Consider the following 24,101-nt stretch of genomic DNA (forward strand, 5'->3'; position numbering starts at 1 on the left):
GGCCGAGCTGTTCACGAAGGTGCTGGCCAGCGGCTACCGCCGAGCCGACGTCAGCCACGCCCGGGTGGTCCTCGTCGAGATGGGCACCGAGCTCCTCGGCTCGTTCCGGCCCGCGTCGCGCCGCCACGCCGAGCAGACCCTCCGCGCTCGGGGGGTGTCTGTCCGCTTCTCGGACCAGGTGGTCGAGGTGACGCCGGCCGGAGTGCGGTTCGCCTCCGGCGAGCTGCTGGCGACCCGCACCGTGGTCTGGACCGCGGGCGTGAAGGCCAACCCGCTCGCCGACCGGCTCGGGCTGCCCCAGACCCGGGGCGGGCGGATCGCGGTGGAGCCCGACCTCTCGGTGCGCGAGAGCCCGGACGTCTTCGTCGTCGGCGACGTCGCCGCGCCGACGGACCGCGGCCGGCTGCTGCCCCAGCTGGCGCCGGTGGCGATGCAGACCGGCGCCCACGCCGGCGAGCAGGTCCTCCGGCGGCTGCGCGGCGAGCCCACCCGCCCCTTCCGCTACCGAGACAAGGGCACGATGGCCACGATCGGGCGCCGAGCCGCCGTCGCCGACCTCCCGCTCGGCGTGACGCTGCGCGGGACCGTGGCCTGGCTGGCGTGGCTGGTCCTCCACCTCGTGTACCTGGTCGGCTTCCAGAACCGGGCCCAGGTCCTGCTCCAGTGGGCGTGGAACTACCTCACCTGGGACTGGGGGCCGCGCCTCATCCTCGATCCCGACTCGTAGGCGCGCCGCTCGCGCGGCGAGACCGGCGCCTCGGCCGGCGGGGGCTCGACGTCACGCGGAAGGCCGAGTACGTGCTCGGCGACGATGTTGCGCTGCACGGCCCAGGTTCCGCCCCCGATGGTCAGCGCGGGCGAGAACAGGAAGCCGTAGTGCCAGACCGGGTCCACGCCGCGGCACTGCCCGCGCGCGAAGTTGATCTCGGTCGGGCCTCCTCGCGACCGCTCGGGGAGGTCACCGACCGGGCCGGACCCGGCGAGCATGCCGCTCGCGCCGGCGAGGTCCTTGCCCAGCTCCATGAGCCGCTGGCCGTGCTCGTCGGCGAGCAGCTTCTGGACCGACGCCTCGGGACCCGGCTCGTGCCCGGCCAGGCGCGACGAGAGGGTGCGGAGGCGGACCAGGCGGAGGACCTCGCCCTCGATGTAGAGGGCGGCGAGGCGGTCGCGAAGCCGAGCGTCGGCGAGGGAGCCCCCGGCCCGCACCGCGGACACGAGGTCGTGCGCCGACGGGCCGGCGCCCCACAGCGCGCCGCCGGTCGACAGCGAGACGCGCTCGTTCGCGAGCGTCGCCCTCGCGAGCCGCCAGCCGTCGTTCTCGCGCCCGACGAGGCAGTCGGTCGGGATCCGGACGTCGTCGAAGAACACCTGGTTGAACGAGTGCGCGGTCGTCATGTCGACGATCGGGCGGGTGCTGATCCCCGGCCGGTCCATCGGGCAGATGAGGTACGAGATGCCTCGGTGCTTCGGCGCGGCGAGGTCGGTCCGAGCCAGGAGGATGCCGAACCGGGCCCGGTGCGCCAGCGTGGTCCAGGTCTTCGTGCCGTTCACCACGTAGGTGTCGCCGTCGCGCTCGGCCCGGGTCGAGAGCGCGGCGAGGTCGGAGCCGGCGTCGGGCTCGCTGAACAGCTGGCACCACAGCTCCTCGCCGGCCAGCGCCGGCAGCAGGAACCGGTCCCGCTGGGCCCCCGTGCCCGCCAGCAGGATGGTGGGACCGGCCCAGCCGACGCCGATCGGGTTCTCGGGCCGGGGGACGCCGGCCGCTCGCAGCTCCTCGTCGATGATCAGCTGGTGGGCCGGGTCGGCGTCGAGCCCGTACGGCCGCGGCCAGTGCGGCGCGACGTAGCCCGCCTCGGCGAGCTGGCGCCCGGTCGGGCGCGGGTGGTCGGCCAGCCAGGCGCGGACGGCGAGGCGACGGGGATCGTCGTCAGGAGCAGGTCCGAACTCGATTCCGGCACCGTACCGAGCCCGCCCGGGCCGAGGGCGACCATCCGCAGGTCGCGGCGCGGAAATCGTCGGCACGGCGAACGGCCCCGAGCCGCGTCGTCACGGCGACGACGCGGGCCGCGCTCAGGCCGGGGTGCCCCCGGCCGGCGCCTCGCCCGGCGCCGCGAGCAGGTCTCGCTTGAGGTCGCGCTTGAGGATCTTCCCGGCCGGGTTGCGCGGCAGGGGGTCGTCGGAGAACCAGATGCGAGCCGGCACCTTGAACGCCGCGAGCCGGGCGGCCACGTGCTGGCGGAGCTCGTCCTCGCCGACCGTCGCGCCGGGCGCGGTGTGGACGACGGCGCCGACCTCCTCGCCGAGGACGGGGTGGGGGACGCCGATGACCGCGGCGTCGGTCACCGCCGGGTGCTCGAAGAGCGCGGCCTCGACCTCGACCGACGAGATGTTCTCGCCGCCGCGGATCACCAGGTCCTTCGACCGGTCCACGATGTAGACGAAGCCCTCGGGGTCGACGCGCGCCAGGTCGCCGGAGTGCAGCCAGCCGTCGGTGAACGACGCCGCCGTCTCCTCCGGCTTGTTCCAGTAGCCGGTCACGACGTTCGGCCCCTTGATCCACAGCTCCCCGACCTCACCGGGTGGCTGGGCTCGACCCTCCTCGTCGACGACCTGCACGTCGCAGACCGGGACGGGGACCCCGACGCTGTCCGGGTGGGCGAGGTAGTCGGCCCCGGCGTTCATGGTGGTGACCGACGAGGTCTCGGTGAGCCCGTACCCGTTGCTCGGCGTGCGGCCAGGGAAGCGCTGCTCGATGGCGCGCACGAGCTCGGGGGCCGCGGGCGCGCCGCCGTAGCCGACGCCGCGGAGGCTCGAGAGGTCCCGGGCCGAGAAGTCGGGGTGCTCCATCACCTGCCACACCATCGCCGGGACGCCGCCGAAGACGGTGACACGCTCCTGCTCGATGAGCTCGAGCGCTCGCCCGGCGTCCCACCGGTGCATGAGCACGAGCTCGTTGCCGGCCGCCGCGTTCGCGACGAGCACCGAGTGGCAGCCGGTGGCGTGGAAGAAGGGCACCGACAGGAGGTAGACGCCGCGACCGGCCGTCGGCGGTCGGGCTTGCGCCCGGTCCGGGGTTCGGAGCGCGGCCCGGGCGTTCGCGAAGCCGAGGCTCATCAGGTTCGTGCAGATGTTGCGGTGGGTGCCGAGCACGCCCTTCGGCGGCCCGGTGGTTCCCGACGTGTAGAAGATGGTGGCGTTGTCCTCCGGGCCCAGGTCCACGGGCGGCAGCTCGACGTCGGCGGGGATCTCCCCGAGCAGGTCGGCCACGGACGTGAAGCCGGCGGCCAGGTCGTCCCCGGCCCGGGCGACGAGCACTCGGAGCCCGTCGAGCTCGTCGAGCTCCGGGAGCAGGCGGTCGAGCCGCGCCTGGTCGCAGACCAGGACCGTGGTCCCCGAGTCGCGGAGGCCGTACGCCAGCTCGGCGCCGGTCCACCAGGCGTTGAGCGGGACGACGATGGCACCGGCGGCGGCGGCGGCCCAGAACGCCAGCGACCACTCCGGCAGGTTCCGCATGGCGATCGCGACGCGGTCGCCGGGTCGGACGCCGTACTCGGCTCGCAGCCTCTGCGCGAGCGTCGCGGCGGCGGCGAAGTGGCGGGCGAAGGTCCAGTGCTCGTCCTCGTAGACGAGGAAGTCGAGCTCGCCGTGGGCGCGGCTTCCCGAGAGGATCGTGGCGAGCGACGTCGGCGCGTGCTTCCACACCCGGGTCGGGACCCCGCGGATCGTCGCCTCGGCGATCTCGAAGGGTTCGCCGGGCGCCGTGAGCCGGGTGTGGACCTGGGCCAGCGAGGGCAGGGCCGCGTCCGTCACGTCCACGCCGTCATCCTGCCCCGGCCGGACGGCGTCGGCCCGCCCGCGGTCGGTGGACGGGGGGCACGATCACGCCACCGCCGGTCCGCCGACGACAGGGGCTTCGCATCGGAGGACGGCTACTCGGCCGGCGGCGACAGGCGGGCGAGGAGCTCCTCGCGGAGCTGGCCCGCCGGTGGCAAGCCGGGCACGTCCACGAAGGGCTCAGGGTCGAGGCCCTCGGCGATGCCGTGCCAGCGGCGGGCCGCCAGCTCGACGAACTCAGGCTGTGGGAACACCCAGAAGCGGTCACCCTCGATCGCGGCCGCCACGAGGTCGGCGACGAGCGCCGGCTGCGCGCCCTCGTCGACGGCGCGGCGGACGTGCTCGGCGAGCGCCTCGTAGCCGGGCGCCGGGTCTGGTCGGTCGCCCAGCGCGTCCGGCCAGTTGCGCTCCGAATCGAGGATCCCGGTGCGGACCCAGCCCGGGCACAGCACGCTCACCCCGAGGGGGAGGCCGGTCATCCGCAGCTGGGCGTAGAGGTCCTCGGAGAGGGCGACCACGGCGTGCTTCGTGGCGTCGTAGATCGGGCCGAAGCCCGGGACCAGGCCGGCGATGCTCGCGGTGTTCACGATGTGGCCGCGGCCCTGGCCGGCCAGCGTCGGGAGGAAGGCGCGGACGCCGTGGATCACGCCCCACAGGTTGACGCCCAGGACCCAGCTCCAGCTCGACAGGGGGCCGAACCACGGGTCACCGACGCCGGCGACCCCCGCGTTGTTGCAGACGACGTGCACCGCGCCGAAGCGCTCGAGGGCCGCTCGGGCCAGCGCCGTCACCGACGCCTCGTCGCTCACGTCGGTGCGCACGGCGAGGGTGTCGACGCCGAGCGCCGACACGTCGGCGACCGCCTCGCCCAACGCCGGCTCGTCGACGTCGGCGAGCACGACGTCGAGACCGCTGCGGGCGAGCCGCCGGGCGAGGGCCCGGCCGATCCCGCCGGCAGCCCCGGTGACGACCGCGACGTCGCCCTGGCGCAGCTCCATCTCGGCCCCCGTCGGCAGTGTCGTGCGGATCGTATCGACCGGCCCCGGTGGCGGGCGCCGACCGGCGCGGGGCGGTCCTTCGAGTCGGGCTCGGCTCCCCCGAGGACGGTCGTCGGGTCCGGCGGCCGGCGGTGGAATTGACATCGGGGCGAAAATCGAGGCGACGGGAACGATCGAACACCGCCGAGGGCAGCCGAGCGGCGCCGCCGCCGATCCGGCCGCCGGCGCGGGTTCGCTGCCCATCGGAGTCGGGCCATGACCTCGCGGCACCGGTCCACACATCGGTCGGCGGCGCTCCTGGCCCTCCTCGCGCTCGTTCCCGCCGGGCACCTGGCGTCGTCGGCGCCCCGCTCCGGCTCCGCCCCTCCCGCCGGTTCGGTGGCGGCCGCGGATCTCGTCCCCTGTCAGGGCCGCCAGCTCAGCGCCGCCTTCACCATGACGCGGGTGATCCGGGGCCGGCACCGCGTCGTCCTCGTGCTCACGAACGCGAGTGCCGCCCCGTGCGCGATGGTGGGCTTCGTCGGCCTTCGGATGCTCGGCGCCGACGGCGACGGGCTCCTCACCGACGTCGAGCGCGGTGCCGCGCTGCGGCCGCCGACCGAGGTCGTCGTCCCACCCGCCGGTCAGGCGTCCACGCTGCTCAGCTGGACCGACGTGGACTCCGCCCAGGGTTGCGTCGCACCGAGCGGCATCGCGATCACGCCGCCGAACGACACGCAGGTCGTTGCGACCACGTGGCCCGTCGTCGGCCTGGTCTGCGAGTACGGCCGGATCGAGGCCGCGCCGGTCCACCGCGGGGTCGGCCCGCTCTAGGCCGGTGACGATCGGGCGCGCCGGAGCGCGCCGCGGTCCCCTCCGTCCTGGTCGCCGCTCAACGTCCGAGCGCGGTGAGGAAGGGCACCAGGTTGGCCAAGAAGTCGTTCGTCGGGCTGGCGCCGGCAGGGTCGTTGTGCGCGTACGTCGACTGCCGGTTCACGAGCGTCAGCTGGCGGGGCGGAATGCTCGACTGGTTCGCCAGCGCGGTCGCGGCGTCCAGGACGCGCTGCCCCCCCAGCGCCGCGCCGAAGGCGTAGATGCGCAGCGCCTGCGGCAGGTCGTGGCCGTGGGTGGCCCGGACGTCGAGGATGCCTTGCGCCGGGTTCGAGTTGCCGTCGCCCACGGCACCGGAATCGATCGTGAGCCGCTGCGGGTGGTACCAGGCGGTCCCGTCGAGGCCCTTGAGCCCGGTGCCCGAGAACATGTCGGCGTAGCGCTGGATCGGGGTGAGCGCGCCGGTGCCGTCCCATCCCCGCGGCGCGCCCGTCGACGCCAGCTGACCGAGGTGGGCCTGCGCGGCTCGGAGGCCCATCGGCGAGGTCTTGGTGTCGAGCGCGGACCCGTACCCGCCTTCGTTCGTGACCGGCAGCGGAGGTCGGAGGTTCGCCGGGAGCAGCGGCCAGCCCTGCAGGCGCGCCGGCGCGCTGGGCTCGAGGTGCACCAGCGTCGAGGTGACCGCGTTGAACAGGCCGGCGAACGGCGCGGTGATGCCGCCGAAGGCCAGCCACGGCGAGCCACGCTGGAGCGCCTGGAGGGAGGCGGTCGCGGCCGGGGCGGTCACCGCGGTCGGGTCGCTGCCGCCGTCGATGAACACGAGGCCGGAGAGGTCCCGCGCGCCGGCCTGTCCGTTGAAGTCCCAGGTGGCGTACGCGGTCGTGATGGAGCCGCCCAGCGAGTGGCCGCCCAGCACGACCCGGCCGCCGAGCCGCCGCGCCGCCGCGACGACCCGCCGGAGGTCCTCGACCGCGACCCGCATGCCCCACTGGCGGGCGAAGGCGACGTCGGCGTCGTTGATGAAGTGGAAGTGGGTCTTGACGCTCCGGTCCGTGAGGAAGCCGAGGTAGTAGTCGAAGAGCTGCTGGGGCGTGGCCCGGCCGCCCTTGGCCCGGTTGAGCATCGAGTGGTCCTCGAGCAGGTTCTCTCGGCGCTCGACCGCCCACACCTGCCAGCCGTGCGCGCGCGTGGCGACGTCCTTCGCGAGCGGCTCGAAGTAGGCCGCGCTCGCGGACGTTCCCGGGACGAGGACCAGCACGTTCTTGGCGCTGCTGGGCCCGGTCTCGAGGACGCCGACGCGGTCGAGCCGGCGTGGGGTCCCGGGGGCCGGGAAGCCGGCCAGCTGCTCGAAGCGCACGGGGACGGCCACCCGCGCCAACGGACGACCCGACGGGGCCGACGGCGCCTGGGCCGCGACGGTCGCCGCGCCGAGCGCGAGGGCGCCGAGCGCAACGGCCGCCCGTCGACACACCGACCGCCACGAACTCATGCGTCCTCGCCCGGTTCGGCCGCGGCTCGGAGTGACCGCCGCGTGGCGGCGACGAGCTCGCGGCCGACGCGGTCGAGGTCGAGGGAGCTCGGGTCGGTGACCGCCAGGAGCGAGATGCCGCGCAGCGTGCCGATCAGCAGCGCGGCGTGGGCCTCGGGGTCCACGTCCGAGCGGATCTCGGCGCGCTCGATCCCGTCGCGGACGTACTCGGCGACCATCGACCGGACGGTTCGGTGGACGCGGTTGATGGCGGGGAGAAACGCGGGCTCGGACGCGACCGCCTCGCCGAGGAGCACGCACGCGGCGCGGACCTGCGGTTCGGGCCGGCGGAGCCCCTCCACGTAGACGCGCAGCCACGTCAGGAGGGCCGGGAGCCCTTCCCGGCCCTGGAGCGCGGGCTCGAAGAGCTCGGTGCGGAAGCGCTCGACCAGGTAGTCAGCCAGAGCGAGCAGGAGCTGGTCCTTCGAGCCGAACAGGTAGGTCGGAAGGCCGCGGCTGCAGCCGGCGGTGGCGGCGATGTCGCCGAGGCTGGTGCGGGCCGTCCCGCGGGTCGCCACCAGCTCCATCGCCGCCGCGAGCAGCCGCTCCTCGGAGGCGGCCCGGCGCTCGGCCTGCGTGGGACGAGCCCCGGCCCGTCGCGTCCGGGGGGGTCGGCTCGTCCGCGTGAGCGTCGGCATCGCCCCTCCGCGCTGCGAACTTCTTGGCCCGCTGTCTAGCAGATGTTGAACCGAGAGCCAGCAAACCCGACGCGCCGCACCGTCGAGCTGGCCCGCCGTGACCCCGGTCACCTTGCGTTCGGAAACCAAACCCAATAGGTTCGGATTATGAACGAACTCGGAGCGCGCGTGAACGCTCCGCCACGGGGTCTGAGCGTCGACGGTCCCAGCGCCGTCGACCGGAGCCGGCTCGAGGCGATGTTCGACCGATGCTCGGCCTCGACCCTGTTCCATCGCTTCCACGGCGGCGGGGAGCACGTGCCGACCCGCTACCTCGACCGGGCCCTCGCGCAGTCCGAGACCCACGTCTTCCTCGTGGCCCGACTCGGCGACGACATCGTCGGCGTGGCCGAGGCCCATCGCGACGGCAACGGGACGTCGGAGATCGCCGTCGTCGTCGAGGATGCGTGGCAGCACCGCGGCGTCGGCACGCGGCTGGTGTCGGCGCTGATCACCAACCAGCGGTCGCGCGGCGTCGCGGCCCTCAGCGCCTCGGTGCTGCCCGAGGACAGCTGGGTCCTGCGCCGCCTGGGCCGGCTCGGGCCCATCTCGACGAAGCCCGCGTCAGGGATCTACGACGCGGTGCTGGAGCTCCCGCGCCGGCGCTGACCGTTGGGCACGCTTGCGTGCCTCAGCCGGCCCGGCGGAGCGCCCGGCCCGGCCGAGCGCCGGTGTGGGAGCCGTCGCGCACCACGGGCGTGCCGTTGACCCACACGGTCGAGATTCCGGCTGGGTGCTGCCGGGGTGACTCGTAGGTGGCGACGTCGTCGATCGTCGTGGGGTCGAAGAGCACGAGGTCGGCCCAGGCGCCGGGCTCGATCGTGCCGCGGCCCGCCACCCCGAACTGCGCCGCCGGCAGACCCGTCATGCGGTGCACCGCCTCCTCCAGCGACAGCACCCGCTCGTCCCGCGCGTAGTGGCCGAGCACGCGGGCGAACGCGCCGTACAGGCGCGGGTGCGGCTTGCCGCCCAGGGTCGGGATGCCGTCGGAGCCGATCATGGTGCTGGGGTGAGCCATGACGGTTCGAACGTCGTCCTCGCTCATCGATTCGATGACGACGACGGCGCCGTCACCTTCGGCGGCCACGATTCGCCGGGCCGCGTCGAGCGGCGCCACACCGAAGGTCGCCGCCAGGTCGGTCACGGTGCGGCCCTCCCACTCGGGGTGGCGTGGTGCAGACGCGAGGAGATGGTTGCGCCACTCGACGGCCCCGAAGCCGGCCGTGCCCTCCTCGAGGTTCTGGAGGACCGCAGCGAGGCTCGTGCTCCCGGCCGTGTACGGGTACTGGTCGGCGCTGACCGCGACGCCGCGCGCCCGGGCGGCGTCGATGAGGCCCAGCGAGTCGCGGACCAGGCCCCACGCCGACGGGCTGCTGGCCTTGTGATGGGAGATCTGGACCGGCACGCCGGCGGTCTCGCCGATGCGGATGGTCTCCGACACCGCGTCGAGCAGCCCGTCGGCCTCGTTTCGCATGTGGCTCGCGTAGACCCCGCCCGTCGTGGCCATCTCGGCCGCCAGGGTCACGAGCTCGTCGGTCTTCGAGTATCGGCCCGGCTCGTAGATGAGGCCCGTCGAGTAGCCGACACAGCCCGCCGCCAGGCCCTCGGCCAGGGTCGCGCGCATCTGTTCCTGCTCCCCCGCCGTGGGCGGGCGTCGGGCGTTGCCCATGGTGTCGAGGCGAATGGTGCCGTGCCCGATCAGCACGGCCACGTTGAGGCTGGGCGGGTCGGCGTCCACGGCGTCGAGGTACTCCGCGTAGGTGCTCCACGGCGGCAGCGTCTCGCGGCGGTGATCGGCGCCGAACAGGGTGAGGTACGTCTGGGCGGCCGCGAACGGCGCCGCGCCGAGCCCGCAGTTCCCGACCACGTCGGTCGTGACGCCCTGGGCGACCTTGAAGTCCATCTCGGGCGTCAAGAAGACGGCGAAGTCGTCGTGGCTGTGCACGTCGATGAACCCGGGCGCGAGTGCCAGCCCGGCGCCGGCGACGTCGGTGTCCGCCCGCGCCGCCGACAGGTCGCCGACGGCTTCGATCCTTCCGCCCGTCACGCCCACGTCGGCGACGCTCGGCGTCCGGCCAGACCCGTCGTAGACGGTCGCGCCGCGGATCACGAGGTCCACCGCCCCCGAAGGTATCGCCCGTCGCTCAGGAAGTACGTGGGAGGAACGCGGCCCTCGTTACTGCCCCAGGACGACGACGCAGTCGGCGTTCGCCGAACCGGCCGGGGCCGGGCTCGGGAACGGCTCGACCGTGGTGCCGGTTCCGACGTTCTTCGCCAGCGTCGTGGCTTCGGCCTCGAAGCCCGGCCGGCACTGCACAGCGTTGCCGTGGCGTCCGGACGCGTTCCCGACGCTGGCGACCTTGTACCCGATCGCGCCGAGGGCGAAGGCCTTCGTGCTCGCCGCGCCCGGCATCCCCGACCCGTTCAGGACGTCGACCCGAACCTGGCCCGGCGGGCGCCCCGGAGACGCGGTCGTCGTCGTGGCCCCCACGGACGTCGGGGTGGACACTGACCGCGTCGAGTGCTTCGAGGCGGGGGCATTGACCTTCACGTGGAACCCGTAGACGGCGGCGGCGCCCGCACCGGCAACGACGGCCGCACCGAGCACCGCGCCGAGCCAGAACGCGAGCTTCCTGGATCCCCGTCGACGGTGACGGCCGCCTCGCGCGGCCTCTCGGGCCGCCGCTCTGGTCGTGGCGGGTGGCGCCGGCAGCGCGCCGGGTGCACCCAGCGGGATGACCCGGTCGCTCGTGTACTCCGTCCACTGGGAGCCATCCCAGAAGCGATAGTCGTGCTGCCCGGTTGGGTCCGCGGCCCATTGGGCCGGCGGGGAGTCACCTTCGTTGCTCATCCGTCTCCCGAGCAACGTCGTCGCTGGTCAAAACACGATAATCGGTGCGGACGCCGGACCACGATGCCAACCGCACCTCCCCGATGCGCCCAGTGCGGCGGCGACCGGCAGGGAGCGGGCCGCCCGCTGGCAGACGTCCGCGCCGGCGCGATGGACCGCGAACGAGTCGGCGGCGGCGGCGCCCCTCATGGCTCGCTGATCCTCGAGGCCGATACCGTCCTCCCGAAGCTCGGGGCGCGTTCGAACCGCCGGAAGGAGGCGCAGTGGACGGCCCGCTCATCACGCAGAGCATCACGGCCTCCGTCACCTACGACGATCCCCGTGCGGGCATCCGCTGGCTCACCGACGTCCTCGGGTTCCGGCCGGCGGCGGTCCATGACGGGCCCGACGGCGACGTCGTCCACGCGGAGCTGGTGTGGGAGGCCGGGTTCCTCTTCGTCGGCCGACGCGCGCCGGCGGGCGAGCCCGGGCCTGCCGTCGGGCCCAGCTCGGTCGCACTGAACACACGCGACCCGGCCGCCGTCGACCGCTGGTACGAGCGCGCGCTGGCCTCGGGGGCCGACATCGTCCGGCCCCTGCACGATGCCCCCTACGGCAGCCACCAGTTCGACGTCCGGGATCCCGAGGGGAACCTCTGGACCGTCGGGACCTACCAGCCCGAGATCTCGCGCCGCGGCCGCTGATCCCCCGCCGGCAGCACGGGCCCGCGGCCCGGGCGGCGGCTCGGGGCGGTGGACGGCCCCGCCGCCCTGCCCCCGGGACGGCACCGGCGGCAGGATCCGGTTGCCGCCGTCGCACCGGCTTGCGAACATATGTTCGTGGCGAGCGAGGCGACGATCCTGCACGCCGACCTCGACGCCTTCTACGCCTCCGTCGAGCAACGAGATGACCCTCGTCTGCGGGGCCGTCCCGTGATCGTCGGCGGCGGCGTCGTGCTCGCAGCCAGCTACGAGGCCAAGGCCTACGGGATTCGCACCGCGATGGGCGGCGCGCGGGCCCGCCGGCTGTGCCCGCAGGCAATCGTGGTCGAGCCCCGCATGTCGGCCTACTCCGACGCGAGCCGGGCGGTGTTCGAGGTGTTCGACGACACCACGCCCCTGGTCGAGGGGCTCTCGATCGACGAGGCCTTCCTCGACGTCGGCGGTCTGCGGCGAGTCTCGGGCACGCCCACCGAGATCGCCGCGAGGCTGCGACGCGACGTCCTCGACCGGGTCGGTCTGCGGCTCACCGTCGGGGTCGCCCGGACGAAGTTCCTGGCCAAAGTCGCGAGCGGCGTCGCGAAGCCCGACGGCCTGCTCGTCGTGCCACCCGACGGCGAGCTCGCCTTTCTCCACCCGTTGCCGGTCGAACGGCTCTGGGGCGTCGGGCCCGTCACGGCGGGCACCCTCCACGACCGAGGGATCGCCACCGTCGGCCAGGTCGCCCAGCTCGCGGAGACGGTGCTCGTCGCGATCCTCGGTCGGGCCGCGGGCCGGCATCTCCATGCCCTCGCGCACAACCGCGATCCCCGACCCGTCGTGCTCGGTCGCCGTCGCGGCTCGATTGGCTCCCAGCGCGCGCTCGGCCGTACCCGAGCCTCGCCCGATGCCGTCGACGCCGCTGTCGTCGCGCTCGTGGATCGCGTGACCCGTCGAATGCGGTCAGCCGGCCGGGTGGGGCGGACCGTCGTGCTGCGCTTGCGCTTCGACGACTTCTCGCGTGCGACTCGGTCCCACACGCTGGCGCAAGCGACCGCGCACACCGAGACGATCCTCGTCGCGGCACGCGCGCTGCTGACGATGGCGATGCCGATGATCGAACGCGAGGGCCTCACGCTGGTCGGTGTCGCCGTCTGCAACCTGGATGACAGCGGGGCGGTCCAGCTCACGCTGCCGCTCGATCGTCACGGCGTCGCGCTCGACGACGTGCTCGACGACGTGCGGACCCGGTTCGGATCGGCCGCGGTCACTCGGGCGGTGTTGCTCGGCCGCGATCAGGGCCTCTCGGTCCCGATGCTCCCGGACTGACCGGCCCGCGGCGGAGCCGTCGGATCGCCCACCGCGGCCCTCGGCCGGGCGTCACCGGTGGCGGAACGCCCTCCCGGGCGCGTTGGCGATGGACTACAACGGGCCGTCGGTGGTCGTACCGGGCTGGGCCCGGACCCCGCGCCGGAGTCGGGTTGAGGACAGGGAGGGTTCGGCGCCGTGAGCGACCCGCAGGACCGCGTGGCCACGCGTGAGCCGGCCGCGACTCGGTACGGCGACTGGGGACCCGCGGTGCGCGTGCGCGTCGAGCACGGCGCGGCTTGGGCGTTCGCACGCGCCGTCAAGGACGAGAACCCGGTCTACGCCTCCGCCGCCGCGGCGGCCTCGGCCGGCCTGTCCGGGATCCCGGTGCCCCCCACGTTCAGCTTCGCCTGGCTGCACGCGTGCGCGCTCCCAGACCTGCAGCCCGACGGCTCGGTGCCGCCATCGATGCTGCCGCCGGGCACCGACCTGTTCGGGACCGGGGGCCCGGCCCGCGGCGTCTACCTGCACGGCGAGCAGACGTTCACCTTTCACCGCCCGCCGAGGGTCGGTGAGGTCCTGGACGGCAGGACCCGGGTCTCGGCGCCGGTCGCGAAGTCGGCCCGTCGGGGGCAGATGGTGCTGAGCCACGTCCAGACCCGCTGGTCGACGCCGGACGGGGCGCCGGTCGTGACCGAAGACGCGACGTACATCCTCCTGCTCGACGGGTGACGGTGCGACCGACCCCTCACGAGCCGTCCCGGGCTGTCGAGGGTCGCGTCGGGTCCTCGCCCGAACCCGCGGCGACAGGCGCGGCGGTGTTCAGCGTCCGAGCCGAGCCCGCCCGGGGCGCGTTCCTGCCGCCGGCGCTCGTTCGGCTCTCGGGTCTTGACCTGCTGCGGACCTACCTCGACGGGGGCTACGACTGGGCGCCCGTCGCCCATCTCACCGGGATGCACCCGACCCGGGTCGACGCGGGGACGGCGCGTTGCGTCATGCCGTTGTCGGACTGGCTCCGCTCGTCGCACGGGCGGGTCAGCGAGGGCGCCCTCCTCATCCCTGCCGACAGCGCGCTCGGCTCGGCCGTGCACACGACGCTGCCCGCCGCGACGCTGTACACGACGGCGGAGCTCTCCCTGTCGTGGATCCGCCCGGTGGAGCCCGGCGGCCTCGTCGTCGCTGACGCTCGCGCCGTGTACACGAGCGACACGTTGGGGTTGTCCCAGGTGACGCTGACCGACGACGAGGGCGAGCTCATCGGCGTCGGCGCGTCGCGCTGCACGGTGTTCCCCCCCGTGCCCGAAGGCGTCAGCCCCCCACCCGGACCCGAGCCGCTCCGACCGCCGCCGTCGGAGCCTGCGACCGGGCCCGCCGACCCCTACCTGCGTGCCGTCGAGGGCGAGGTCCTCGAGGATCGGGTCTGGCGGGCCTCGGGCGGCCGGGACGTCCTCGAGGGGCAGCGGCGGGGCAGCCTCCCGCAGCCGCCGCTGCATCACCTGTTCGGGTTGGCACCGGTCGAGATCGGGGACGGGCGGGCGGTCTTCTCGCTGCCGTGCACCCGGTGGGTCTCGAGCCCGGTGGGGTTCGTGCAGGGCGGGGTGATCGCGCTGCTCGGGCACACGGCGCTGCTCGGCGCGGTGGAGGCGACGGTGCCGCCCGGAGGCGGTTGCGCGCCGCTCGACCTCAAGGTGAACCTGCTCCGGCCCGTGGCGCCAGACGGCCGCGACCTGGTGGCGAGCACCCAGGTCGTGCACCAGGGCCACACCTACGCCATCGCCACCGGGGAGGTGCAGAACGCCGACGGCAAGCGGGTCGCCCTCCTGACCGGGTCGGCCGCGTACCGCCCGTCGCCGTAGGAGCCGGGCTTCGGGCGCCGCCGGCGGGCTCGATCCCGCCCCGGACCGGCGGGCCGCCGGAAGGGGTGTTGGCGCAGCGGCCCAGGACCTGGTACGCGTATTAGTGGCGGGAAAGGGGTCAGTGAGGATGGAGTCGCGCCGGTTATCGCCGGCGGTGTGCGGCATCGGGACGGTCACCGGCTACGGCTGGGGCAAAAAACACCTTTGGGACGGACTCCTGCGCGGCGACTCCGCGGTTCGCCCCACCCCGGGCTTCGGCTCCTTGTTCGATCGCGACGAGATCTGGGTCGCGATGATCCCGGACGACGAGACCGCCGGCGTCGAGACGAAGTTCAGCCGGTCGTTGCGGGCGGCCGCCGGCGAGGCGGTCGAGGACGCGCGGGACCGGGGCTGGCGGCCGGGCCCGACGGTCGGTCTCATCCACGCCGTCGTCCTCGGCGAGGTCGGGCTCTGGCGCGACTTCTACGGCGTGAAGGGCGGCCGGGCGTCCCGCCGGGAGTACGTCCAGCTCATGCCCTCAACCGTGGTGACCAACCTCATGATCGAGCACGGCTTCCACGGCCCGTGCATGAACGTCGTCGCGATGTGCGCGTCGGGCAACGCGGCGCTGCTCACCGCCAAGCTCTGGCTGGACGCCGGCGTCGTGGACGACGTGCTCGTGGTCGCCACCGACGTGTCCGGGACGCCCGAGAACGCCCGCCAGATGGTGGACCTCGGGGTCGTCGTCGTCGACAGCCCGCCGCTCGACGCCTGCCGGCCCTTCCAGGAGGGCAGCCGGGGGTTCGTCGGCGGTGAGGCCTCGGTGGGCCTCGTCGTGTCGTCCCGGCCCGCGGGCGCCTACGCGACGATCCTCGGCGGCGCGATGTCGCACGACGCCCACCACGCCATCGCGCTCGCCGGCAAGCCCGAGCACATCGAGGCGTGCTACCGGGCCGCGCTCGTCAACGCGCACACCGACCCCGAGGACATCGTCTACTTCAACGCCCACGGGCCCGGGACCCGCCAGTGCGACCGCGCCGAGGCTCAGCTCTTCGACCAGCTGTTCCCGGGCGCGGCCGGGATCTTCTCCTTCAAGCCGCTGGTCGGCCACTGCCAGGGCGCCGCCGCCGCGGTCGAGGTCGCGATCTCGTGCCTCGCCTACCAGGAGGGAACCATCCCCGCGCCCCCGGCGGTGGCACCCGGGCACCCGCGGCTGGTCTCGGGGCCGATCGCCCGGCAGCCGGGGGTGACGTTCAAGTCGTCGATCGGGATGGGGGGCTACAACACGGCCCTGCTGCTCGACGAGCCCGACCACTGACAGCGTCGAGAACACCACTCTCCGTGCTAGGCTGGGCAGCCCTGAGGGGCGTGGGGCTCTTCGTCACGCAGTGGGCAGCTAAAGCGGCCTACGCCGGGTAAATCGGCGGGAGGTCTTCGTCGTTTCTATGACCGTGGATGGGCACTCCGAGTTTTGCACCCGCGCGGGCGGCGTCGACGGGGTCGAGCCGGCCGCCGGGTTCGAGCAGCTCTGGCGGGTGGCGACATTCGAGTTCGACTGCGCCAGCGACTTCGTCTACTGGTTCGACGACCCGAAGCCGTGCCTGAACCTGTCCGAGAACCAGGCGGCGCAGCTGCTCGAGCCGATCCTGGCGTCGGTCCGCCACGGCACGCCCTGGGAGCACTACGACCTCGACCAGACCCTCGACGACCTCGGGGGCGACCCGGTCAACCTCCGGGTGCAGGCCCGCCTCCTCCACGACTCCGACGATCGGGTGACCGGTCTCCTCGGCATCGTCACCGACGTCTCCGACCAGCGACGCACCGAGCAGGCGCTGCGCGGGGTCATGGACCGGTACCGGCGCCTGGTCGAGCTCAACCCGGATCCGGTCGTCGTCCACCAGCAGGGCGTCGTTCGCTACGTGAGCCCGGCCGCGCTGAAGATGGCAGGAATCGAACGGGCCGAGGAGTGGGTCGGGCACTCGATCACCGACTTCCTCCACCCCACCTCGGCCGACGCCGCGCTGAAGCGCATCGCGTCGCTGACGGAGCCGGGCATGGTCTCGGAGCCGGCCGAGGTCCTCCTCGTCGCCCCCGACGGAACCGTCCGGCCCTACGAGTCGATCAGCGTCTGCGTCGAGTGGGACGGCCGACCCGCGCACCAGGTCATCCTCCGGAGCGTCGCCGAGCGTCGTCGGGCCGAGGCCGCGCTCCGCTACCAGGCCAGCCTCGTCACCCACGTCTCGGACGCGGTCATCGGCGCCGACCCGGACGGCCGCATCCGGGCCTGGAACCCCGCCGCCGAAGCGCTCTACCGGCGATCGAAGGCCGACGTCATCGGCCTGTCGGTGCTCGAGGTCCTCGGGCCCGAGGCCGTGGCCACCGACGGGACCCCTCGCCCCGGCGAGGTCGAGCACCGACGCGCCGACGGCAGCCGCTTCAGCGTCCACGTGTCCGTCTCCCCGCTCCGCGACCAGCTCGGGAAGCCCGCCGGGGCGGTCGCGGTCTGCACGGACCTCACCGAGCGCCTCGAGCGCCTGGCCGCCGAGGCCCGGTACAGCGCCGTGGTGGCGGCGCTCGACGAGGGCGTCATCGTGGTCGACGAGCACGAGACGATCACGTCCGTCAACGCGTCGGCCCGGGCGATGCTGGGCCCGGTCGTCGAGGTCGGCGCGTCCGCCGGGGACCTGCTGGAGTGCTGGTCGCTCGTCGACGAGGCCGGGGACAGCCTCCCACGCGCCGACCACCCGCTGACGGTGGCGTTGCGCACCCGGGTGCCGCAGAGCCGGGTCGTCATCGGCGCCGTCGGCGAAGCCGGGCCGCGCTGGTTCTCCGTGAGCGCCCAGCCGCTCGGCGCCGAGGACGGCCAGCCGGGCGACACGGTCGTCTGCTCGTTCTCCGAGATCACGGACCGCAAGCTCGTCGAGGAGGAGCTCAACTTCCAGGCCACCCACGACCCCCTCACTCGCCTCGCCAACCGCGACCTGATCCTCCGACGCCTCGGTGAAGCGGTGGAGACCCGGTGCGACGATTCCGTCTCGGCCCTCCTGCTCGTCGACCTCGACCGCTTCAAGACCGTCAACGACACCCTCGGCCACTCGGTCGGCGACCGTGTCCTCCAGGAGATCACCCGTCGGATCACCGAGGTGGTGGATGGCGTCGGGGAGGTGGGCCGACACGCCGGTGACGAGTTCATCGTCGTCTGCCCCGTCGTCCGCGACCCCGACCTCGCACGGCAACTCGCCGACGAGGTCGGCGGCGCGATCCGCGCCCCGCTGCAGCTTCCGTCCGGTCGCGAGATGGTGGTGACCGCGAGCATCGGCATCGCGTACAGCAGCACGAGCGCGGAGACCCCCGAGGTCGTCCTCTCGCACGCCGACATCGCCATGTATCGAGCGAAGGAGCAGGGACGTGCGCGCACGGCCGTCTTCGACGAGGACCTGCGCGCGGCGATGTCGCGCCGGCTGCTCGTGCACGAGGGGCTGCGCCAGGCCATCGACGCCAACGAGCTCACCGTCCACTATCAGCCCATCGTGCGGGCGAGCGACCGCGCCGTCATCGGCGTCGAGGCGTTGGCGCGATGGGAGCACCGGCTGCTCGGCAAGATCACGCCCGGCGAGTTCATCCCGGTCGCGGAAGACACCGGGATGATGATCGAGCTCGGGACGCGGATCCTCCACCGCGCGTGCGACGACGTCGCTCGCTGGACCCGGTTCCAGCGCTGCTCGCCCGACCTGGCGCTGAACATCAACATCTCGACGCAGCAGCTGACGGACCCCGGGCTCCTGACCGCCGTCACCGACGCCCTCCAGCGGACGGGGCTCGAGGCCAGCCGGCTCTGGTTCGAGGTCACCGAGAGCGTGCTCATGGAGGACGCCGACCGCTCGGCCGCGACCCTCGACGGGTTGCGTGCGATCGGCACCCACCTCGCCATCGACGACTTCGGGACCGGCTACTCGTCCTTGAGCTACCTGAAGCGCTTCCCGGTCCAAGCCCTGAAGATCGACGTCTCGTTCGTCGAGGGCCTCGGCTCGGACCCGGAATCGGAGGCGATCGTGGCCGCCATCATCGGTCTGGCGCGGTCGCTGCGCCTCCAGACCATCGGCGAAGGCGTCGAGACCGAGGTCCAGCTCGGCCGGCTGCGGGAGCTCGGGTGCGAGCTCCTGCAGGGGAACCTCCTCAGCCGGCCGAAGCCGGCGCACCTGATGGACCTGCAGGGCCGAGGCTCGGTGGCGTCCGACCCCCCCGCCCGGGCGCTGCACCCCGCCGGCGGGCCCCAGCGCGTCGCACGCGGGGCTCACGGCGCGCCGTCGACCCCCGCGCCGCCCGACGGAGTCGCGTCGACGCGTGACGCGCTCCAGCGCGTGGCGGAGAGCAACTGACCCACGGGCTCGACGGCGAGACGTCGCCGGCGGCCCGCGACCGGTCGCCCACGCAACCAGTCGCCCCGCCGCCGGCGTCAGCCGTCGCTCCCGGCGGTGGCGCCCGCGGCGGCCGGGACGGCATGCTCCCGCCGGGGGAGGATCCTGGTCGTGTCGAGGCTGACCAGCGTGGTGGCGCAGCGGCTCATGGCGCTGCCGGCGCCGCTCGACCGGGCCGTGGGAGTCGCGCCCGACGTCGGGGTGTCGATGGACGACGGCGTGGTCCTGCTCGCCGACCTCTACACCCCGGCGGGCCCAGGCCCGCACCCGACCGTCCTCGTCCGGAGCCCCTACGGTCGGCGCGGCCCGCTCGGGCTGTTCCTCGGCCGGGCGTTCGCCGAGCGGGGCTACCGGGTCGTCCTGCAGAGCTGTCGCGGGACCTTCGGCTCGGGCGGCGACTTCGAGCCGCACTTCCACGAGCGGGCCGACGGCCTCGCCACCGTGCGCTGGATCGAGGCCCAGGACTGGTTCGACGGTCGGCTGGCGATGAACGGTCCCAGCTACCTCGGCGACGTGCAGTGGGCGATCGCCGACGCCGTCGGCCCGTCGCTGCGGGCGCTGTGCACCCACGTCACGTACTCCGACATCACCCAGCACTGGTACCGGGGCGGCTCCTTCTCCCTCGAGGACGCCATCGAGTGGTCGAGCATGGTCAGCGAGCAGGAGCACGGCCGGTTCCGCGGCCTCCGGGACCTGCTCGAGACCCGCAACCGCCGCATCGACCGGGTCATCGACCACCTGCCCGTGGGCGAGCTCGACCGGCAGGTGCTCGGCCGGCCGCTGCCGTTCTGGCACTGGTTCGTCGACCACGCCTCCGACGACGATCCGTTCTGGGCGCCCGTCAACCACTCGGCGCGGCTCGGCCACGTCAGCGCCCCGGTCCTCCAGGTGGGCGGCTGGTACGACATCTTCCTGCCCGTGCAGCTCGCCGACCACGACCGGCTCGTCCAGGCCGGACAGCACCCGCGCCTCGTGATCGGGCCGTGGACCCACACCGCCGCGCCCGGCTTCCGGGCTCAGCTGACCGAATCCCTGCTTTGGCTCGACCACCACGTGCGCGGCGTCCACCCCGGTGACGCCGACGCGCCCCCCGTCCGGCTCTTCGTGATGGGCGCGGGGCGGTGGCGCGACTTCGCCTCCTGGCCCCCAGCCGGGTACCCCCCACAACGGTGGCACCTCCACCGCGGCGGTCGCCTCGCCCCCGCCGACCCCGAGCCGAGCGACCCCGACCGGTACACCTACGACCCCGCGGACCCGACCCCGATCAGCGGGGGCACGCTCCTGCGCCGCGCCGGCGGGCGCCGCGGCCAGGGCCGCACCGAGGCCCGGCCCGACGTCTTGGTCTTCACGAGCGACGTCCTCGGCCGCGATCTCGAGGTGATCGGCGCGGTCGGCGCCGACATCCACGTCGCCTCCGACCTCGAGGACTTCGACGTGTTCGTGCGCCTCTGCGACGTCGACCCGAAGGGCCGCTCCCGGAACGTCTGCGACGGCATCACGCGGGTCAGCCCGTCACGATGGCCGCGACCTCCCGACGGCGTCTGGGCCGTCCACGTCGAGCTCTGGCCGACCGCGCAGCGCTTCGCCGCTGGGCATCGGGTCCGGCTCCAAGTCTCGAGCGGCGCCCACCCGCGGTTCATTCGCAACCTCGGCACCGGCGACCCGCTCGCCACCGCGACCGCCATGCGCGTGGCCCACCAGGCGATCTACCACGACCCGCAGCATCGGTCGACCGTCAGCCTTCCGATTGGAAGCGCCTCGTAGGGCCGGCCACGTCGATTCCGCACTCGGAACGGTGTCCAAGCAGGCGGCAGGCGGCGCGGGAAGCCGCCATCGCCTCCGCCGCTCCGCGAAGCCAGCGCGCGCGACGGTCGCGAGTCGTCGGCTCGGCCTAGCGAGCCGCCAGCAGCCAGCCCGCCGTCTCGGCGTGGTCCTCGACGCAGTCAGGATCGAAGGACCACGCGACCGTCTGTCCGATGGCCCAGCCACGGGCGCGATCCCGATCCAAGCCCAGGTCCGACGTCAGCCGATCGAGACGGCCCAGCACCGCGATCCGGCTGTGACCGAGCTCCGACGACCGGACGATCGGGGCCGGCCCGAACTCCCGCTCCCCGAGGAGCGGCTTCGGGTCGATCACGAGCCACGGCTCGCGCTCGGCGGCAAGGACGTTCGCGCCGTGCAGGTCTTGATGGAGGAGGACCTGCTCACCCTGCGTGGGCGCCAACGACGTGAGGGCCTCGATCGCGCCGTCAAGCAGTCGACGGTCGAACGGTCGACCGAACTCCTCCCACCGGCGGGGCAGGTAACTCGTCCACCACGCCGCCTCGTCGGTCAGCGACCGGAAGGGCGACGAGGTCGCCTTCCACAGGCGAGGCAGCAGCTCGACGAGGACGGCCAAGGGATCCTCGACCGCAGCGTCGGCCAGCTTGGTCCCGGGCTCGCACCGCTCGATCAGCATCGCCCACCGGGCGTCGTCACGAGCGAGGAGGCGCACCGCCCCGTCACCGTTCCAGCGCTCCAGCGCGTCGGCCTCGTGCCTCGACTCCCGATGGGGGAAGATCAGCTTCAACACGGCCGGCGGAAGGTCCGGACCGTCGACGGGAGCGACGTACCCGCCCGCTCCCGCCGCGTACGGCGGTCCGACCACGAGCTTCCACGCGTCGGCGCACTCGCGAACCAGGCCGGGCACCGTCTCTCGCCACGCCTCGGGACCTCGCTCAGCCACGCCGTGCGCCGCCTATCCCCCGCGTGCGCCGATGAGCAGGAACCAGGCGTTCAACGAGGACCAGACAAAGAAGATCAGCACCGTCGGCACGAGCCAGTACAGGCCGCCCGCACCGCGAGCGAGGAGCCCGGCACCCGCGATCGTGATGGTCGCCACGCCGACGTCATAGCCCATCACGCGCACGATCCAGCGAGCCCGCTCATCGGGCGCGAGTCGTCGCACCGTGCTCGCCTGCAGGCCGATCGTGACGGCCGCCACGGCGGTGCCGTAGACCACGAGCTCGGCACCGAGCGCCGACCGGCTCTGGCCTGGGAGCAGGACCACGATCCCGAGGATCACCAGGACCAGCAGCTGACCGAGCGCCTCTCGAGCGCGGGCGCGGTGCTTCGGAGAGTCGGCGATGAACGCGACGTTCAGCGAGACCGCCACGAAGAGGAGACCGACGAGAGCGGCAGCGGCCGCCACCACGGCCTGAAAGAACGAGGTCCACGCCGCGGCGTGGTAGGCGTCAGTCGCGAGCATGCTTCGTCATCAGCGTGAACGACCGCCCAGGCTCAATTCCGTCCAGGCGTCGCGACCATTGTCCACCGCCTCGAGTCCACGCTTGCCGACGCGGGAGCTGCCTACATCGCGGCTCGCGCTCGCTTCAGTTCATAGCGCAGATGCAGAACCATGAACAGCACCGTGGCTCCGCCGCCGATCGAAGCAGACCAAGCGAGGCCTCCTCCGAGGGCTGACACCGCCAGCGCGATGCCGACTCCAGCCACGATGCTGTTGATCATGCCGATGGCGCTCGCCGCAGTCAGGAGGAGCTGCAGTCCGACGGTCATCGAGACCGCCATGTAGCGGTTGACATCCCCGACGAGCTCCTCCTCATCGGCGATGTCGGGGAAGTACTGAGGCCCCTCCGGAACCAGCGACCGGTAATACCGACGAATCCGCTGCATGGCCTGCAGGTGCTGCACGTCCTCGAGGCCGATCTCGACGAGGCGGAGGAACGTGAAGACGCCGAGGACGACGACGAGCGGCAGCACGGCGGCGACGAACGGACCGAAGACGGAAGCCTTGGTGGCGGCGAAGCCGAGCGCGATCAGCGCGCTGGACAGGGCGCCGAGATAGAGGGCGGCGCGACCGGTCGCCTCGCCGGTGATGGTGCCTCGCGTGGACTGCAGCACGAAATGCTCGGTGACGAGCGCGGTCAAAAAGGATTGGTTTCGGGCCTCGTCATCCAATGCCGCATCACCTGAGCCACTTCACGACGAGCCTGGTGGTCGGCGCATGCTAGTGGGCTGCAGTGGCCGACCGATCGTGTCGCTCGTGACCGTGAGCGCGCTCGTTCCTTCCCACGCTTCCGTGCCGGCCACACCAGGTTCAACTCGCACCGACCGAGCACCGACCCCGGTCGATGGCGTGCGAACAAGTCTCGAGTCGCTCCGGCTGCACGGGTCCAGCGAGGGCTCGGGGCTCGGCATCGTCTCGGACGTCGAAGCGGCGCGCCGTGGTTCCCGGGGCGCGCCCGCCACACGCCACCGGCGGTCAAGCGAGGCGGACGAGGAGGACCCACGTCACAGTGCGCGTGGGCGCCTCGCATGCGACAATGCCGGAGGCGGGCACCGAGCGCTCGCCGCGAGGGAGTGGGAGGCCTCATGAGCACGTCCGGCTTCGAGGCCGGCGCGAGCCGCCTCTACGTCGAGAGCCCGGCGACGACGATCTTCGACTTCGACTACACGGCGGCACGAGATCAGCTGCTGCGCCTGTACGACAAGGGCACCCGTCGACAGTGGATCGGCAGTGATCGCCTCGACTGGACCCTGGAGATCGACCCCGACAACCCCGTCGGCATGCCCGAGGAGATCAACCCGCTGTTCGGGACGTCGTGGTGGGACAAGATGAACGACCGGGAGCAAGGCGAGCTGCGCCGCCACTTCGAGGCCTGGCGGTTCAGCCAGTTCATGCACGGTGAGCAAGGCGCGCTGGTCTGCGCCGCCAAGATCGTCCAGACGGTCCCCGACATCGACAGCAAGTTCTACGCCGCGACCCAGGTGATCGACGAGGCCCGGCACGTCGAGGTCTACAGCCGGTACCTGCACGAGAAGATCCAGCTGGTCTACCCGCTGAACCGTCATCTCGACGCGCTGCTGCAGGACGTCATCGCCGACCGACGGTGGGACATGACCTACCTCGGGATGCAGGTCATCGTCGAGGGCCTCGCGCTCGCCGCATTCGGCATCATCCGCAACATGGCCACGGAACCGTTGGGGAAGGCCATCAACGCCTACGTGATGCAAGACGAGGCGCGACACGTCATGTTCGGTCGGCTCGCACTCCGCGACTACTACCCGGAGCTCAGCGACGCTGAACGCGACGAGCGCGAGGAGTTCTGCGTCGACGCCTGCTATCTCATGCGGGACCGCTTCGTGGGCGAAGAGGTCTGGGAGCG

General features: G+C 73.2%; 21 protein-coding genes. 11 read left to right on the plus strand and 10 right to left on the minus strand.

The genetic code is table 11. The annotated features are described in order from the left end of the window. Positions 1–727: FAD-dependent oxidoreductase (locus tag VG869_10880; protein ID HEV3451698.1), on the plus strand; the 727-nt coding region annotated here is incomplete at its 5' end. On the opposite strand, the gene VG869_10885 is transcribed toward VG869_10880, so the two are convergent. The 3 genes from VG869_10885 to VG869_10895 all read right to left on the minus strand — a co-directional run bounded on the left by VG869_10885 (position 676) and on the right by VG869_10895 (position 4,832). Then, on the minus strand, positions 676–2,022 hold the full coding sequence (locus tag VG869_10885) for an acyl-CoA dehydrogenase family protein (protein HEV3451699.1): 1,347 nt from the start codon (positions 2,020–2,022) through the stop codon (positions 676–678). The two genes, VG869_10880 and VG869_10885, sit on opposite strands and share 52 nt — an antisense overlap. Before the next feature lie 48 nt (positions 2,023–2,070). Further along, positions 2,071–3,816: a class I adenylate-forming enzyme family protein gene (locus VG869_10890; protein HEV3451700.1), complete on the minus strand. Its 1,746-nt coding sequence runs from the start codon at positions 3,814–3,816 to the stop codon at positions 2,071–2,073. Between the two features lie 113 nt (positions 3,817–3,929). Then, positions 3,930–4,832, minus strand: coding sequence for an SDR family NAD(P)-dependent oxidoreductase (locus tag VG869_10895; GenBank protein ID HEV3451701.1), 903 nt, complete (start codon positions 4,830–4,832; stop codon positions 3,930–3,932). A gap of 255 nt (positions 4,833–5,087) precedes the next feature. Between VG869_10895 and VG869_10900 the strand changes: the two genes are divergently transcribed. After that, entirely contained in the window at positions 5,088–5,645 is a 558-nt protein-coding gene (locus VG869_10900; protein ID HEV3451702.1) for a DUF4232 domain-containing protein, read from the plus strand. A gap of 58 nt (positions 5,646–5,703) precedes the next feature. Here VG869_10900 and VG869_10905 read toward each other — a convergent pair whose 3' ends face one another. Next, the gene (locus VG869_10905) at positions 5,704–7,011 is read right to left on the minus strand and encodes a hypothetical protein (protein HEV3451703.1); all 1,308 of its coding nucleotides are present in this window, start codon (positions 7,009–7,011) and stop codon (positions 5,704–5,706) included. A gap of 116 nt (positions 7,012–7,127) precedes the next feature. Next, positions 7,128–7,808, minus strand: a complete 681-nt coding sequence (locus VG869_10910) for a TetR/AcrR family transcriptional regulator (protein ID HEV3451704.1) — start codon at positions 7,806–7,808, stop codon at positions 7,128–7,130. Between the two features lie 147 nt (positions 7,809–7,955). Here VG869_10910 and VG869_10915 point away from each other — a divergent pair, with 147 nt between their 5' ends. Then, positions 7,956–8,456, plus strand: coding sequence for a GNAT family N-acetyltransferase (locus VG869_10915; protein HEV3451705.1), 501 nt, complete (start codon positions 7,956–7,958; stop codon positions 8,454–8,456). 22 nt (positions 8,457–8,478) lie between these two features. Here the strand turns inward: VG869_10915 and VG869_10920 are convergent, their stop codons facing one another. Both VG869_10920 and VG869_10925 read right to left on the minus strand, forming a co-directional pair. After that, positions 8,479–9,966: a D-aminoacylase gene (locus VG869_10920; protein ID HEV3451706.1), complete on the minus strand. Its 1,488-nt coding sequence runs from the start codon at positions 9,964–9,966 to the stop codon at positions 8,479–8,481. A 57-nt stretch (positions 9,967–10,023) separates the two neighbouring features. Further along, positions 10,024–10,698: a LytR C-terminal domain-containing protein gene (locus VG869_10925; GenBank protein ID HEV3451707.1), complete on the minus strand. Its 675-nt coding sequence runs from the start codon at positions 10,696–10,698 to the stop codon at positions 10,024–10,026. A 263-nt stretch (positions 10,699–10,961) separates the two neighbouring features. Here VG869_10925 and VG869_10930 point away from each other — a divergent pair, with 263 nt between their 5' ends. The 7 genes from VG869_10930 to VG869_10960 all read left to right on the plus strand — a co-directional run bounded on the left by VG869_10930 (position 10,962) and on the right by VG869_10960 (position 20,700). Beyond that, a complete protein-coding gene (locus tag VG869_10930) occupies positions 10,962–11,381 on the plus strand; it encodes a VOC family protein (protein HEV3451708.1) in 420 nt (139 codons plus the stop codon). Between the two features lie 129 nt (positions 11,382–11,510). After that, positions 11,511–12,704, plus strand: a complete 1,194-nt coding sequence (gene dinB / locus VG869_10935) for a DNA polymerase IV (protein ID HEV3451709.1) — start codon at positions 11,511–11,513, stop codon at positions 12,702–12,704. 177 nt (positions 12,705–12,881) lie between these two features. Further along, positions 12,882–13,415, plus strand: a complete 534-nt coding sequence (locus VG869_10940) for a MaoC family dehydratase N-terminal domain-containing protein (GenBank protein ID HEV3451710.1) — start codon at positions 12,882–12,884, stop codon at positions 13,413–13,415. 86 nt (positions 13,416–13,501) lie between these two features. Next, positions 13,502–14,539: a PaaI family thioesterase gene (locus VG869_10945; GenBank protein HEV3451711.1), complete on the plus strand. Its 1,038-nt coding sequence runs from the start codon at positions 13,502–13,504 to the stop codon at positions 14,537–14,539. A 127-nt stretch (positions 14,540–14,666) separates the two neighbouring features. Further along, complete coding sequence (locus VG869_10950; GenBank protein ID HEV3451712.1) at positions 14,667–15,836, plus strand: beta-ketoacyl synthase N-terminal-like domain-containing protein; 1,170 nt, start codon at positions 14,667–14,669, stop codon at positions 15,834–15,836. Positions 15,837–15,969: 133 nt separating this feature from the next. Then, positions 15,970–18,897: an EAL domain-containing protein gene (locus tag VG869_10955; GenBank protein HEV3451713.1), complete on the plus strand. Its 2,928-nt coding sequence runs from the start codon at positions 15,970–15,972 to the stop codon at positions 18,895–18,897. A 150-nt stretch (positions 18,898–19,047) separates the two neighbouring features. Further along, positions 19,048–20,700: a CocE/NonD family hydrolase gene (locus VG869_10960; GenBank protein HEV3451714.1), complete on the plus strand. Its 1,653-nt coding sequence runs from the start codon at positions 19,048–19,050 to the stop codon at positions 20,698–20,700. Between the two features lie 127 nt (positions 20,701–20,827). Here the strand turns inward: VG869_10960 and VG869_10965 are convergent, their stop codons facing one another. The 3 genes from VG869_10965 to VG869_10975 all read right to left on the minus strand — a co-directional run bounded on the left by VG869_10965 (position 20,828) and on the right by VG869_10975 (position 22,893). Beyond that, positions 20,828–21,661 (minus strand): aminoglycoside phosphotransferase family protein, encoded by an 834-nt coding sequence (locus tag VG869_10965; GenBank protein HEV3451715.1) that lies wholly within the window; start codon positions 21,659–21,661, stop codon positions 20,828–20,830. A gap of 12 nt (positions 21,662–21,673) precedes the next feature. After that, positions 21,674–22,183: a hypothetical protein gene (locus VG869_10970; GenBank protein HEV3451716.1), complete on the minus strand. Its 510-nt coding sequence runs from the start codon at positions 22,181–22,183 to the stop codon at positions 21,674–21,676. A 101-nt stretch (positions 22,184–22,284) separates the two neighbouring features. Continuing rightward, entirely contained in the window at positions 22,285–22,893 is a 609-nt protein-coding gene (locus VG869_10975) for a hypothetical protein (protein HEV3451717.1), read from the minus strand. Positions 22,894–23,307: 414 nt separating this feature from the next. Between VG869_10975 and VG869_10980 the strand changes: the two genes are divergently transcribed. Then, positions 23,308–24,101, plus strand: a 794-nt coding sequence (locus VG869_10980) for a ferritin-like domain-containing protein (protein ID HEV3451718.1), incomplete at its 3' end; no start/stop codon positions are given.

This window comes from Acidimicrobiia bacterium (assembly GCA_035948415.1).
GTDB lineage: Bacteria > Actinomycetota > Acidimicrobiia > IMCC26256 > PALSA-555 > PALSA-555.